The 14,873-nt window shown below is 46.2% G+C and carries 11 protein-coding genes and 2 pseudogenes; 3 read left to right on the top strand and 10 right to left on the bottom strand.

From position 1 onward, the window contains the following. Positions 1-167: 167 nt before the first annotated feature. The 3 genes from PHF18_RS08740 to PHF18_RS08730 all read left to right on the top strand — a co-directional run bounded on the left by PHF18_RS08740 (position 168) and on the right by PHF18_RS08730 (position 3,832). Entirely contained in the window at positions 168-2,882 is a 2,715-nt protein-coding gene (locus tag PHF18_RS08740) for a DUF3656 domain-containing protein (RefSeq protein WP_300101265.1), read from the top strand. 91 nt (positions 2,883-2,973) lie between these two features. After that, positions 2,974-3,423 carry a nucleoside 2-deoxyribosyltransferase gene (locus PHF18_RS08735; protein ID WP_300101262.1) on the top strand — a complete coding sequence of 150 codons (450 nt, stop codon included), beginning with the start codon at positions 2,974-2,976 and terminating at the stop codon, positions 3,421-3,423. A gap of 151 nt (positions 3,424-3,574) precedes the next feature. Then, positions 3,575-3,832 (top strand): pro-sigmaK processing inhibitor BofA family protein, encoded by a 258-nt coding sequence (locus PHF18_RS08730; RefSeq protein ID WP_300101259.1) that lies wholly within the window; start codon positions 3,575-3,577, stop codon positions 3,830-3,832. A gap of 105 nt (positions 3,833-3,937) precedes the next feature. Here PHF18_RS08730 and PHF18_RS08725 read toward each other — a convergent pair whose 3' ends face one another. The 10 genes and pseudogenes from PHF18_RS08725 to mtbC form a co-directional block, all read right to left on the bottom strand. After that, on the bottom strand, positions 3,938-4,690 hold the full coding sequence (locus PHF18_RS08725; RefSeq protein WP_300101256.1) for a class I SAM-dependent methyltransferase: 753 nt from the start codon (positions 4,688-4,690) through the stop codon (positions 3,938-3,940). A gap of 29 nt (positions 4,691-4,719) precedes the next feature. Continuing rightward, complete coding sequence (gene lysS / locus PHF18_RS08720; protein WP_300101254.1) at positions 4,720-6,333, bottom strand: lysine--tRNA ligase; 1,614 nt, start codon at positions 6,331-6,333, stop codon at positions 4,720-4,722. Positions 6,334-7,016: 683 nt separating this feature from the next. Beyond that, on the bottom strand, positions 7,017-7,157 hold the full coding sequence (locus PHF18_RS08715; RefSeq protein WP_300101251.1) for a hypothetical protein: 141 nt from the start codon (positions 7,155-7,157) through the stop codon (positions 7,017-7,019). After that, positions 7,150-8,553 (bottom strand): annotated as a pseudogene (gene mtbB / locus PHF18_RS08710) ([dimethylamine--corrinoid protein] Co-methyltransferase). The gene PHF18_RS08715 and the pseudogene mtbB overlap by 8 nt, the downstream one beginning before the upstream one ends. 59 nt (positions 8,554-8,612) lie before the next feature. Next, a complete protein-coding gene (locus tag PHF18_RS08705; protein WP_300101248.1) occupies positions 8,613-8,762 on the bottom strand; it encodes a hypothetical protein in 150 nt (49 codons plus the stop codon). A gap of 20 nt (positions 8,763-8,782) precedes the next feature. Continuing rightward, entirely contained in the window at positions 8,783-9,079 is a 297-nt protein-coding gene (locus tag PHF18_RS08700; protein ID WP_300101243.1) for a hypothetical protein, read from the bottom strand. Position 9,080: 1 nt separating this feature from the next. Continuing rightward, positions 9,081-10,142, bottom strand: coding sequence for an EamA family transporter (locus tag PHF18_RS08695; RefSeq protein WP_300101240.1), 1,062 nt, complete (start codon positions 10,140-10,142; stop codon positions 9,081-9,083). A 536-nt stretch (positions 10,143-10,678) separates the two neighbouring features. Continuing rightward, complete coding sequence (locus PHF18_RS08690; protein ID WP_300101237.1) at positions 10,679-11,329, bottom strand: B12-binding domain-containing protein; 651 nt, start codon at positions 11,327-11,329, stop codon at positions 10,679-10,681. Positions 11,330-11,361: 32 nt separating this feature from the next. Continuing rightward, positions 11,362-12,849: pseudogene (gene mttB / locus PHF18_RS08685) on the bottom strand ([trimethylamine--corrinoid protein] Co-methyltransferase). A gap of 25 nt (positions 12,850-12,874) precedes the next feature. Continuing rightward, entirely contained in the window at positions 12,875-13,516 is a 642-nt protein-coding gene (mtbC, locus tag PHF18_RS08680; protein ID WP_300101407.1) for a dimethylamine corrinoid protein MtbC, read from the bottom strand. Between the last annotated feature and the right edge of the window lie 1,357 nt (positions 13,517-14,873).

Raw genomic sequence — 14,873 nt, 5'->3', positions numbered from 1 at the left:
CCTGAGCAGTTATCAGCTTACAGAAAGGAATATTTCCGCATTTTTAGATTTCATAATACCTCAGCAGGAAACCCGTTAAATTTTTAGATTTAGCGGACAGTTGACTTTTAGGATATCCAAAAAGGATGCCAAAGCTTAATTAAGAGCATACTCTCTAATCCCATCTGATGAAGCCTGCAAAACCTGAACTGTTGGCTCCAGCCGGCGGCATGGAAGCCCTTATGGCAGCCGTAGAAAACGGAGCCGATGCTGTGTATCTCGGAGCCAGGGCTTTTAGTGCCCGGGGATATGCATCTAATTTTTCAGAAGAAGAGCTTGAGAAAGCTATTGATTATGCCCATCTAAGAGGCGTAAAAATATACGTAACCGTAAACACCCTGCTCAAGGAAGGGGAAATCGAAAGTGCTCTTATCTTACTCTCCCGCTTGAGAGAAATGGGAACAGATGCAATTATCATTCAGGACCTTGGGCTTATTTCCCTTTCCCGAAAATACCTGCCCGACCTACCCCTGCATGCAAGCACGCAGATGACTCTGCACAACAGTGAAGGAGTTGCTTTTGAAAAGGAACTGGGAATCGAAAGAGTCGTGCTCTCGCGGGAAGTTTCCCTTGAAGATATAAGCAAGATGAAAGAAAAAAATGATATGGAAATAGAGGTTTTCGTACATGGAGCCCTCTGCATGTCCTATTCAGGCCAGTGCCTTCTGAGCAGTCTTATAGGGGGAAGAAGCGGAAACAGAGGATACTGCGCCCAGCCGTGCCGCAAACAGTACAGGCTGTACTGTGAAGGAAAGCAGATTAAAACCAGCGGCAGTTATCTTTTAAGCCCGAAAGATCTTAACACGACCTCAGGCCTTGGAGCCCTTATAGAAGCCGGGATAGAGTCTTTCAAAATTGAAGGCAGAATGAAAAGGCCGGAGTATGTTGCAGGTGTTGTCAGGATCTACCGCCGCCTGATTGACAGGTACCTGAAAAATCCTGCCGGGTATTCGGTTTCCGAAGAAGAGCAGGAGACCCTGACCCAGCTTTTTAACCGCGGCTTTACCTCAGGCTACTTTTTTGGAAACCCGCGTGGAAAACTTATGAGCCGGGAAAACCCCCACAACCGTGGGATTCCCGCAGGCACGGTTGTCAATTATGACAGGCGCACAAAGCGCATCCGTGTAAAACTTTCAAACTCCCTCCGCCTGGGAGACGGGATAATGGTCGAAAATGCCGAAACCAGGCCTGAAGATAAAGGAAAAATCATATCCTCGATGTATACTGAAAGGGGCCCTGTATACAGTGCAGGAAAAGGGGAAACCATAGAGATCCCCTTTGATTCAAGGACGCCCCCAGGAAGCACGGTTTACAGGACACATGATAAGAAGCTTATGGATTCCCTTAAAAAAGAAAGCGAAGTCGGAACCCTGAGACCTAAGATCCCCTTACTTCTCACAGCAACCATTGCCCCGGGAAAACCTGCCAGGCTCGAAATAAAAGACAGCGATTCAAATGTAGTGGCAGTTGAATCCGAATATCTGGTAGAAAAGGCAGAAAAAGTGCCAACCTCAAAAGCCCAGATAGAAAAACAGCTCACCAAGCTTGGAAATACTCTTTTTGAGGCAGCCGAAATTAACGTGAGTGTAGCAGAGGATATTTTTATTCCCGTAAGGCAACTGAACGACCTGAGGACGAAAGCGGTCTTTCAGCTTGAAAATCTGCGCGTATCAAAGTGGAAGCGTTCACCTCTCAAAAATCTGCAGTTCCCTGCATTCGGAGAAAAAAAGGCAACGGAAATAGAAGAAGCGGGGAAAATAAGGGAAACAGACGAAACAGGGGAAACAGACGAAACAGGGGAAACAGACGAAACAGGGGAAACAGACGAAACAGGGAAAATAGAGAAAACAGACGAAACAGGGAAAATAGGGGAAATAGGGGAAATAAAGGAAATAAAACCCCAAAAACTTCCGGGAAAGCCCCTGCTTTCAGTTTCCGTGTACTCCCCTGAAGGACTTGAAGGGGCCCTTGCAGGAGGAGCAGACTGTATTTACTTTGGAGAGGGACTTTTTAGAAGGCCGAATACAGCCGGAAACACATCCGGTAAAGATAATAAATCCAATGGAGAGGAAACTTCCGGCAGGGACCCTGATTCTATTTTTGAAAGCGCGGTTTTGAAAGCCAGAGCTGTAGGCAGAAAAATCTATTTTAATACTCCTAAAATAGTAAAGGACACCGAGATGAAACAGGTAGAAGAACTTCTCTCCCGTGTAGAAAAGTTCGGAGCTGACGGAGTCCTTGTTTCAAACCTCGGAACTTTTAACCTCGCAAAAGAAAAAAAGGTTCCGTGTATTGCAGACAGTCCCCTGAATATCTATAACGGCTATACCTTTGCGCTCCTTTTGCAGAAAGGGGCAGAAATGGCTGTAATTTCTCCCGAATTAACGCTTGAAGAACTCAAAGAAGTAGCTTCTTACGGGCCTGCCGAATGCATTGTCCACGGCCGCCTCGAACTGATGGAATCCGAACACTGCCTTGCAGGAGGGCTACTCGGGAAAGATGGAGAGCAGTGCAGTGCCCCCTGTACCTCAGGGAATTTTACGCTGGTAGACGAGAAGAATTACGAATTTCCCCTACTCATGGACTACCAGTGCAGGACTCACCTCCTGAACTCAAGGTCCCTCTGCATGCTTGAATATGTCCCTGCATTTGTCGAAAGTGGCATTTCAAGCCTGAGAATCGAGACTCTCGGAATGGACAATGTAGAAGAAATCAGGAGAATTACAGGGAAATACAGGAAAGCAATTGACACATTTTATGAGACCGGAGAGAGGGCAAAGGAAAAATGTGAGGACCTCGGGAAAGGTTTTACCACAGGGCATTACTTCAGAGGCGTGCAGTAAGAGAACCGAAATAGAAAAAAAAGTGGAAAGAGACAAAAACCGGACAAAAAAGAGCGGAAAGAGATAGCAGCTAAAAAAGGATGGTAGGATAATGGAAGAAAAGAAAGTCATAGAAAAACAGGACCCGAAAATTTTCCTGTCAGGTTCGATCCGGGGAGGAAGACAGCTTCTTGAGACATACCGGTTTATGTACGACGCCCTCGAAGAAGCAGGGACAGAAGTGCTCAGCTGGCATGTTGCAGATCCCGATCTGGAAGAAAACGAATCAAAAATGACTGAACAGGAGATCTATGATCGAGATATGGGTCTGCTTGCAAAAAGCGATGCGCTGATTGCAGAGGTGACAGTACCGTCCACAGGCGTGGGCTATGAAATCTGCAGGGCGCTTGACCGGAAAATTCCTGTGCTCTGCCTGCACAGGACTGGTGCGGCAGTTTCTGCAATGGTGCTCGGGAATCCGGATCCTTCACTGGAGGTACGGACTTATTCAAACGAGGCAGCACTTAATGAAATTATTGTAAAATTTGTTCAGGCTCTCTGAGGAAAAAAAGGCTGTAAAATCGTAGTTCGTTCTCAATTAAAAGATACTGCGGGGCATTTCCAAGCATATCTTGCATAAATTCCCAAAAAGCCACAAATTGTTCATAAAACTCAGTGATAGATATAAATAATTTGAACACTATGTAGAATCTATGGTAGTTGGAGTTCCCGAAATTTCAGTATTAATTCTGGCAGCAGTAGCAGCATTTGTGCTGTACAAAGTTCTCAAGACTGCCACCAGCCTTGCAATAAATGCAGCGCTTGGGATCTTTGCCCTGCTCATAGCAAAATTTTTGTTAGGCCTTGAAATCGCAATCACCTGGGTAGCAGTCCTTGTCTGCGCAATAGGAGGTATTTTCGGAGCCCTTGTAATAATCGTGCTTAATTACCTTAAGATAGCTTTTTTATAAAAATAAAAATAAAACATTAGATTATTGTTATATTTATATAGAGGGCATGGACCGACACAAAAAAAATAAAAGAATGCACCGATTCAGAAAAAGTATGAATTTAGTTCAAAGTTTCCGGAAAACTCCCCTAACCATGTGCCGTTTATAAGATTCCCCTCTAAAAGTTTTCTCTTTTGTTACATTTTCCAGTTCAAGAACTTCAAACTCGCAAAAAAGTTTCTTTACTTCTTTTTCAGAAAAATAATGATAAATTATCCCGTTTTGCCGGACAAAAGTTTTTTCTTCAAATGGGCTTGAAGGCTCTCCTCCGCAGCGCATATCTTCACAGCCGAAAGCCTCGAAAAAAATAAAACCGCCACTGCAGAGCAGGCGGAAGAATTCCCCGACAGCAGCTTCCCGCTCTTCTTTAAAAAGATGCTGGAGCACACCGTAACAGAGAATTCCGTCAAATGACCCGGCTTTGAAAGGAAGAGCATGCACACTTGCCCCGAGGTGTTCTGCAAACCTGCCGCTTCTGGCAAGCTGCGTGCGGGAACTTCCAAGGGCATTTAAAGAGATATCAGCCCCTACAGCAGCGTAGTGCCTTGAAAGCTCCCCAAGGTACCTTCCGTTCCCTGAGCCGGCATCAAGGACTCTCGCCTCCGGCGCAAGATAAGCCTGTAGCCCCCGGATAGACGCAGGACCTCCCCATTTGAGGTGGGTGTATTCTTTATCCCAGGCAAGGAAGTGCTCTTTTGAAGAACATGCAGGTTTTTTCACCGGTACATCCGTATCCTTTATTTTTACCTTGCCAGGGCTCTCTGTGTCCGTGAAGCCCATATCCGTTATAACTCGCCCATTGTCGGTTTCTATATTCATCGGTTTTTTCCAGATTAATCGGTATTTATTCACATGCGTTTTTCGGGGATGTACGTTGAAGCTTCCCTGAACCGGGTTATAAGGAAATCCCTCTCAAAAGAAGATAAGAACCAGCCGGCTTTAGGGCCCGAGCTCTGCCCGAGAATTGAGGTGTAAATCGCTTTGAAAAGGTCTTTTGGGTCAACCTGCGGGACCGGTTCATTTAACTGTTTCGAAATCAGCCTGTTCAATTCAGAACCTTCATCTTTTGCGGAATAGACCAGCATATGGTATTCCTCTCCGCTGATCTTCCCTCTTGCTTCGATAAGGTCTGCAAACGCCCCAAGGAAGGCTTTCTGGAGCTCCGAAAGGGTTGCTACCTGCACAGGCACATTCTCTTTTACACTGAACTTCGCAAAAGGCGGGGCGTACAGTTCAAGCCATCTGGAGACATTATCTGTAAGTTCCCGAATACACTTTTCATCTTCAATTGAAAAGCCTGAACGCTTTACGATCTTCAGCACCTGCTCGAAATCTCCCCTGGCAACCTGGAAAATTGTTACCATTTGCTTGAAAGGAATTTCCGGATGGCAGATACCGGTTGCTCGGGAGAGTTCGTAAATCTTCTTTTCAAAGTTCCCGAGGGAGGGATCATTTTCCCGGAATTTGTCCCTGAGCCGCTCGTATTCATCCACCATGGTAAGGAGAGGCTGCCCGGGGTCGAACTTGATATGTTTATCGGGTTTTGTACGGATGATAAGGTAGCGAAGGACTTCCGGAGGCACTACCTCAAGCATATCCGAAATCGAGACAACCACTCCCGTAGAAGAAGACATTGCCCCCTGCTTTCCAAGCATTATCCACTCGTAGACTATAGGGTAGGGCGGCTCGTGCCCGTAGATTTCTCTTGCAATTCGCTTTCCGGTATCATAGGAACCGCCTCTTGAGGCGTGGTCTTTTCCGAAAGGTTCCACAGTTACCCCAAGAACACCCCAACGGGCAGGCCAGTCCACTCTCCAGGTAAGCTTTCCTCCTCCTGCCATCGGCACCGTCCCGGAGTGTCCGCAAGCACATACATAGTCCACAGTTTCGGCTTCCAGGTCAAAACCCGTAACCTTCGTGGTCGTGATTTTCCCGCATTCATTACAGCGAGGATTGAAAGGGCTCCATTCTTCTGCAACTGTTTTTCCCGAAACCTCTTCAAGGATCTTTGCAATTTCATCCCTTTTCACGAGGGCGGACTTTATCGATTCGGTATACATGCCTGCCCTGTACATTTCATCCGCTCTGTAGACCTCAGGGTTTATGCCAAGGCGCCTCAAGGCTTCAAGGAAAGGTTTCAGGAAATGCTCGGCATAGTTTGCGCATTCCCCGCATGGGCAGGGAACCTCGGAAATAGGTTTTCCCACGTGCTCGGCATAACTTTCAGGAAGGAAAGGGTAGACCTTGCGCAGAGGGTCATAGTTGTCGGCAATATAGATTAAGCGGGCATCTGCGCCCCTGTCAAGGAGAGCCCTGTAAGCAGCATCAGCAGTCACAACTTCCCTCATATTGCCTATATGGATATGTCCAGAGGGGGTGATTCCTGTGGCAACAAGGTGCTTGCCACTCTTATTTAACACGTCTTCGGCTATGAAGTCCGCCCAGTGAATTGTGTCAGCCATGGTTCTCACCAGAATATTAGATAAACCGTAGAATCAGGTATAAAAACAAGAAATGAGGATATGTTCATGATTTACCTGCAGGTTTGGATTTCCTGCATAATTATCGTATCAACTGATAAACTTTGGGCTGGCAATAAAAACCCCTGAAGGTACTCCATTTATTTCCGTTTTAAGGCGCCGGGAATCAAAAAAGGAAAAAAATGGAAAAAGAACGGAAACCAGAAAAAGAGAAGGGATGAAGAAAGATAGGATCAACTCAGGGAAACAAAAAAAGGAAAAAAAGAATGGAGGTTCAAAGGCAAATTGTTTCAGGAGTCTGCAGAATTACGGAGATTTAAAATGGCACTTTAAGAAGCAAATCAAGCAAATTTGATTTACCAATAAATAAAAGCACGTATAAATATATAAATTTATCGCATTAAGTAGATCACGTTCTTAAAAAAATAAAAATAGTAGAACAACCTGATTGAAAACAACCTAAAAGGAAATCCGGAATTGAAACTGTTCAACCCTGAAAGAAAAACTGCAGATTGGAAAAACAAAGAAAAATGACTGTACAAAAATAAAAAAGAATACCCGACAATAGAAAGATTAAGAATTGAACAAAAGAAAAACAGAGATTATAATAAAATTCCAAAAAACAAAATGGAAAAGGTGGCAGGGATTTATCCCCGGAACACGGATCAGGAAGGAATTTTCCAGAGCGGTCTTCCAGAGATATTGAAGCATTTTTGATTGGTGGTCGCGTTTTTTGCTTCCTGCCGATTTTCCATTGCATGGGGGAAGGCACAGGCCGAAGCCTGAACCCAGTCCATCTTAAGCAATCTGTCTTCTGAAGAGATCGCAGGAGTTGATCTTGACATCGAGCAGCTTCTCGATGTTCATCTTTGCGGCAAGGCCCTTGGCTGCGCCGGGCACTGAGGTGATGACACCGATGTCAAGCTCTTCACGGAGTTCTCTCATAACATATTCGTCTGAGAGATCCATTGTCTCGACATTGAGCTTCTTTGCGACGTACTCTTTTGCGTCTTTTATCCTCATGTTCTTTGAGAACTGCATCCTTGCGACAAGGTCGCCTGCGGCCCTGATCCCGGTCATACCGGAAGCCATAATGTGGGAGATCGGCATACCCAGAGGGTCGCCGACCCCGATCTATATGCCGTCTACGCCGGCAATTTCGACCATTGCCTTGCTTGCCCTTGTAACAGCATCTATTGGAGGAGTCTCAAGCATCGGAATTCCGCCGACACCCATACCCATGTCAACGTGACAGGGAATAGTGGAGACTTCAACAGCTGCCTTCATGAAGGTGACAGCTCTGGCAAGGTTCCAGGCTGAGGTCTTGCTGGTGTTAGTGTTGCACACCGGACCGAAGACGTTTGCGCCTGCCTTTGCGATAAGAGGAGCCTGCTGGTGTGGCCAGAGCCCGGCAAGGGTTACGCCGTCATACTGCAGATTGCCGTGCATCCCGAGAACCATTTCTCCTGCCATCCCGGCTTCGATATACATGTTCGGGAATTCTTTCCTGAGAGCCTCGATAGCGTGGAGGGTCCCGTACATGTCTGCATCCCCGGCAGCAGCGGTTGTGTCAAAGTTGATCCCGTCTGCCCCGGAGGCAAAGAGTTTCTGCATAACCCATACGGTGTCCCTGGTGAGGTGTTCTGCGGCATGTTCCATGGAGTCCCAGGCTTCCTGAATCTTGAAAGCCTTCATAAGATCCCCGGGGTTTTCGAAGGGTCCGTCGGGGGTGTAGTACAGCCCCATGTTCGGCATTGCGCCATAAAAGAGAGGGATGACCATGTTCTGCTGGCAGGTTTCCATGGTCTGACACTCGTTTGAGATAACAGGTTTTACAGGTTTGTAGCTGTAGTCAATGTGCCCGAGCTCCATGGTGTCAGCGCCAAAGGCTCTCTCGTGCATCATGCAGCCGACAAGCCTACTGGAAGGAATACCAACACCACTGTTGCCCTGGTCCCCATCAAGCCGAAGGGTACCGATATCGTGGGTAACAGGAACTTCCATGCCCTGCTCAACACTGACTGCCTTTCCGGGCATCATCAGAATTTCTGCAAGCTTTTCAAGTTCATTACCACTGAGGACAGGAATCTCACCGAGGTCAGCGGCGTTAGCCGTACCTGCCTCAATCTCCTCAACAATCTTTTCTTTGGTAAGGAAGATACGTTTCCCGTCTCCCATCCTCAAAGCATATTCAGTTGCCATTTATATCACCATTTTTTGTGTATTCAATATTATACATGGAAAGCTGTATTCTATGGGATTCAGAACTTGGACACGAAAGTCCTTGCCTGCCAGAGGGCAATTACCGCCAGGACCAGGATGAGGACCATCCACATTATCTCTGCGGAGGGGATGAAGGAATTTGCCCAGTACGCATTGTAAGCTTCCATAGCCGCTACTGTTTGTGTCATTTTTAATCCTCCATTGATGGTTACACATATCTCAGGCAGGCATCAGAGCCGCGAGCTTTTCCGAAGTCGGTGATAACGTATTTGTGCAGGAGGAAACTTTTTTTGTAGATTCCATCCTCATCGACTTTCTGCTCTACATCCTTCAGCATCCCTCCGGATGCCAGTTCGATGATATCGAAGTTGATGCTGTCCCTGTTGTAATTCCCCTGCATGTCGTACTCTTCCTGGATCTTTGAAACGATTTCATAGTTCCATCGTTCTTTCCCATCCAGTAAAATCTCCAGAATCCTGAATTTGATAGGACGGTTTCCGCTCATTTCACTCACCTCTCAGAGTTTCAAGTGCGCTTGTGTCTTCCGTAAACATAACGAAACTGCCAATCACGCAGAGAGTGCCTCCGACAATGATAGACCACTCCGGGACATCTCCGAAGAAGAGGAAAATGAAGATGATAGCAAACAACCCGTAGAGGTTTCCGATACCCTGGCCTCTTCCGACTCCAATAAGCGGGAAGGACTTGTACCAGCAGACATAACAGAAACCAAAAGTAATCCCTGCGAAAATCAGGACCAGCATGGTCATGGGTTCAAAGGCCTGGAGTGCAAAGGAATACATCGGGTAACCGAGAAGTGCAAGCACCGGAACAACAATGATCCACCAGATAATGTTTTCTCCCAGGAACCTGAGAGTCAGCCCAACGTCAGGCTCGGAAATATCGAGACCTTTGCCTGCGATTGCACCTTCAATGCCCCAGCCGGCAGCAGCCATCAAACCTCCAAGGTATCCGATCCACTGGACATTGCCTGAGGAAAGCTCAGTCAGAAGCCCGCCTCCGAAGATCGTGATGCCTCCTACAATGATGACACCGATACCGATTGCCGCTCTCTTGGAAATCTTTTCCCCGTACCAGTAGTAAGCAAGAATCGAGCCCACCACAGGGTAAAGAAGAGCTGCAACAGCTGCAAATGCTCCGCCTATAAAGCCCATAGCAATGAATGAACCGAGAATTGCCATAGGGCCTCCGAAAATCGAGGCAAGGAAGAACCACTTGGAACACGGGTGGAATTCCTTAAGGGTCCTACCGAGTTCCTTGTATTTACCAAGCACTCCGTTCCAGAGCATAAGCGCTAGCATGACCGTAAGTGCATTAAAGGCCGTAATCAGCACGGCAGTTATAATAAGAGCTGTACCGTCTCCTCCGGTCTCAGCAATAGCGCTGTACATCTCATCGAACGGGTTAAGCACCCACACAACGGTTCCTGGAAGATACCAAATACCCCAGAATACAGCACAGAAAAGGGCCCACATGTACCCTTTACTGATTTTTCGTTTACTTTCCTGTTTTTTTAGAGATTTTAAATCCACGGAACATCCCTCCATTTTTCAGAAGCGCTATGGAATTCCCTCGGGGCATGAGTCCGTCTCAGCCCTATTCCACAGCCCGAAAGTACAGCTTGCGAACCCTCTCTAAGGGCAGTTACATCTCAGGGAACTATATACACTTTAATAATTAAGTTAGAAATTACCGTTTTTGGCATACTATACATATATTTTACCACAGTTGTAATTGCCATTTTTATCCCGTTTTAACTGCAGTTTTCAGGCTTTTTGACAATTGCTTTAAGTTACCATTTTCAAACAATTATCAGCAGCTTTGAAATTTGCATTCTTTGAAATTTGCATTAGTATTACCGTGGTGTCGTAATATTGCCTTAGTATTGCCATAGTATAGCATAATACTGAGCAGCTTCTGCAAAGTCTGTTCTATGGTTACTGTATCCCGTGAATATGACCAGATATGCAAGAAATTTTTTGTAGATACCCTCAGCTCTCGGTTTCGCAAAAACTGTACAAAATATAATTGGGCAGAAAATGCATTTGATTAGATCTTCTGCATTTTCTGCGTATTGAACTTTTTAGAGTAAGGCTGCTTTTACCTTACTGACGACATCGGTGGCACTTTCACCGTAGATGTCTGCGCCAATCTTGTCTGCCCAGTCCTGGGTGCATGGAGCCCCACCGACCATGGTCTTTACCTGGTCGCGAACACCTGCTTCTTTGAGCTGTTCTTCGATCTGGATCTGGTTGATCATGGTGGTGGTCATAAGAGCAGAGGATGCAACAATCTGGGGTTTGAGTTCCTTTACTTTTTCAATAAAGGAGCTGACTGGGACGTCTCTTCCGAGGTCCACAACATTGAAGCCTGCAATGTTGAGCATGGAGGCAACGATATCCTTTCCGATGGAGTGGATGTCACCTTCGATGGTCCCGATGACAACGGTTCCAAGGTTCTTGGTCTGAGATTTGCGCCTCTCCATTTCCGGCTTCATGACTTCAATACCTGCCTTCATTGCCTCAGCGGCTGCAAGCACATGGGGGAGGAAGAGAGTGCCCTGTTCGAACTGTTCTCCTACTTCCATCATGCCTGCGGTAAAGCCCTTCTCAATGATTTCTACAGGGTCAACACCTGCTGCAAGAGCTTCTGCTGCAACTTCTGCTGCGAGTTCGTCGTCAAAATCGGTGATTGCGTTTTTTGCTTTTGCAATGATTGCTTCTACACTTGCCATTTTTAGATCTCCTGAATATCCTGATATTGTAATTACATGCCTCTGAAGGCTTTGTCAGCTCTGTCGACAACTGCCTTCATGTCCTTGAGGATGTCTGAGTCGATTGGTTTAACTACGTGGTTCTTGAGAACGTCTACAACCTTTTCGTGTGCAGCGGCTGCAAGGTCCTTGGAGCCTGCTGCTGCCCAGTCACCGAACATGCGCCTGTCGATGAGCATAGGGTCGGAGGGGTAGTTCACAAGCTGCCTGGTCTGTTTGAGGGCGAGGAAGTTGTTTCCTATGCCTACTTTCTGGATAGACTCGACTGCGAGGGTTTCCTCATTGACAGGGACTCCCTGCAGGACCTTCTTGGTCATCTTGATGATATCGTTGTCAATAACTAGCTGTTCCATAGAGAAAGTCATACCAAGCTCAAGCATCCCGGCGCCGTAGAGGGTGTTTGCCCCTGCGAGGGCGGGAAGGAGGCAGGTCATGGTCTTCTCGTGTCCAGCTTGGTTGTCAGGGATCTTTGCATCAGACTAGGTGCCTGCCACGAATGCGGGGAGGCCATAGAACTGGGCGAGCTTTGCGACAGATGCGCTGATCAGGCCGAGTTCGGGAGATCCGACAGGAGCAGTACCCTTCTTCAGGTCGAAGGTGGTTGTGGAACTTCCGTACCAGACTTTGGTTCCGGGTACTGTGAGTTGAGCGAGAGTGATACCTGAGAGTACTTCGGCGTTGTGAGTAACCAGGGTTCCTGCAAGGTATACAGGGGAAGAACCACCGGACATTGCCATACTCAGGACGTTTACGGGGACGCCGAGGCGGGCACCCTTAATGATGACCTGGCAGGCGTTGACACTGAGCTCGAGAGGGCTGGTTGGGCAGAGGAGCATTGAGAAAATTGGCTTCTTCCTGGCTTCTTCTCCGTCACCGCCGTAGTAAGCTTTTGCGATGTCCCAGTAGTATTCGACGTTTTCGCCGACTGGATCAATGTGATGGAAGTGTTTTGCGGTGTTGGTAAGAGGAGTAAAGGTTTCGTGGACATCCTGGGCACCCTGGCCTGCAATATCTCTTGCAGAAACCGGGAGAGAGAAGTAGTCGATGTTTTCTGCCCAGTCACAGAGTTTTGCGATGTCTGCAATGTCCTGTTCTACGGAGTCAACGGTTACGTACTTCCCGTCCTGGTACTTGCACATCTTAACGCCAGTACCGAAACAGGTCCAGTGAACCTTACCGCCGGCTTCTTGCACAGTGTTGAATTTCTTGTCGCGGCCCCAGAGGACAAATCTGGATGGAGCGAGCTGAAGAGCTCTTCTTACAAGATATTCAGGGATCTTTACAATCTGAGTCTTTTCGTCAACTTCACAGCCGTTTTCCTTGAAGATCTGCCTGGCTTCCGGGTCGGAGACCTGGACACCGGGGTCCATCAGAACTTCCATTGAGGCGTAGTGAATTGCCTTAAGTTCGTCGTTAGTAAAAAGGTTTAATTCCACACCGTTAAGTGCGTTGAATCCTGCAACTGCATTACATTTTGCCATTTTGTAACCTCCGAATAAAAATAATTTAAACGAGCAGTTCTTTTGCCTTTGCAACGGCTTCACTTGCGTTTTCTGCGTAACAGTCTGCGCCGATCTTGTCAGCCCATGCCTGGGTTGCTGGTGCGCCCCCGATCATGACCTTTACTTTTTCCCTCATACCTTCTTCCTTGAGGAGTTCGATAACCCCTTTCTGTCCGGGAAGAGTTGTGGTCATAAGAGCGGAAAGCCCGATCATATCAGCATTGACTTCCTTTGCCTTCTGGATGAAGTTCTTGATTGGGACATCACGGCCGATGTCATGCACTTCAAAACCAGCAGACTGGAGCATTGTGGACACGATTGATTTACCGATGTCATGGACATCGCCTTCTACAGTACCGTTCACAATGACGGCTACTTTTGCGCTGGAAGCGCCTTCAGGCATAAGGTCCTTAAGAGCTGCAACTCCGGCAGTCATTGCGTCGGCAGCCATCATCACGTGGGGTAAGAAAAGTTTGCCTCTCTCAAAGAGAACACCCACTTCATTCATGCCTGCGGCAAGCCCTTTTTCGATAATTAATGCGGGGTCCAGTTCTCCTTTTGCCTTTTCAACGGCAGCGAGTACCGCATCCTTTTTACAGGAAATTACAGCGCCTGCAAGTTCCTGAAGTAATTCTTCTTGGCTAATGTTGCATCCTCCGTTTTAGTTTTTGAACAATGGAGACGACTCGACCCAAGATGAACATGAATAATCATGAACATTTTGGCTGCAAGCTCACGCTCTATGAGTCATGAGATGCACGAGAAGTAACTCATGATTACCATGGGTGGGAAACCATGATTACCACAAGCAAAACTACGAAATCATGAAAGATTCATGATTGTCCTGATTGGGGTTCATGAGCATTTAGCAGAGGGAGTGTTTTTGGTGCCATTTTAAATCCCGTCTGGTTACTCATCTTTATAGATGTCTCCAAATTTAGATTCGATTTACTGGTATAAATATTTTGTTAGAAAATACATCCCAAAAATGGGAGTTATATAAATACTTTTTGGATGGAACATTTTAAAGGGAGTTTTTGGGAGAGAATAAGAGAGGATCGAACGAAAAATATAAATATCAAATAGTAAAAATTGACATTTACAGGTACTTTAAAGATGAAAAGTAAAGTTAACATCGTGAATATTTAGGAAAAATATTAGTAAAGTACAATATTTAAGTATGCCCTGTAAAATGAAATATTAAAGCTACTGAAACTGTTTTGTATCAGAAACTTAAGATATGTATTTGATTGCCGATCAATTATTCCTTTTTTAGAATATTGTTTTTCCTCTTTCCATGAGTCGGAACAGAATTCAGGTCAAAAAACAGAAAAAAAGAGGAAACTATATATACTAAATATTTTACTGAGCCAGATTATTCATACAATTTCGTGCCCATGGGAAAAATAGAAATTTAAAACGTCAGCAGGCCAGGGGAGAAACATTTCAAATATAAAAGAAGAGATCGAAGAAAATGAAAAGATGGGAGAAAGTATGACCTCAGGCATACCTTAAACGTACCAACGTACCTTAAACGTACCTTAAACGTACCTTAAACGTACCTCAGAAGTACTTTAGGGCTCTCCACAAAGTCAACTACCCCTGAAATAAAGACTCAGGGGCTTGTCTAACAAGCCCTGGTTGACCAGATCCCCGATTAGGAGCTTTGGAAAATCGGTAAACGATAGGAAAGAAATAGTTACCCTTGAATGTCGCCTCAGTTTAAGGCTCTAAGGATGCAAGTTAAACAGTCCTGAGAGGTAGGGACAGTGCTTGCATCGTTAAACCTTTCCATATCAGATCGAGAGGAGGTCGGATTCCTGAATTGACTGGTTCCATCTACGCTGTAACACTCCAACTTCACGAAGTTGAAGTCCACAATTCGGATACGCATTACCCTACGTATGTAGGTGGAGGGTGATTTATTCGCCCTCATTACATTAATAAAAAACGAATTCAACAGAGCAGGACACGGGAAGTTTACGCATTCCTCCCCTGAGCTA

The organism is Methanosarcina sp., from assembly GCF_028693135.1.
Classification (GTDB): domain Archaea; phylum Halobacteriota; class Methanosarcinia; order Methanosarcinales; family Methanosarcinaceae; genus Methanosarcina.
This window is presented reverse-complemented; position numbering and strand designations above follow the sequence as displayed.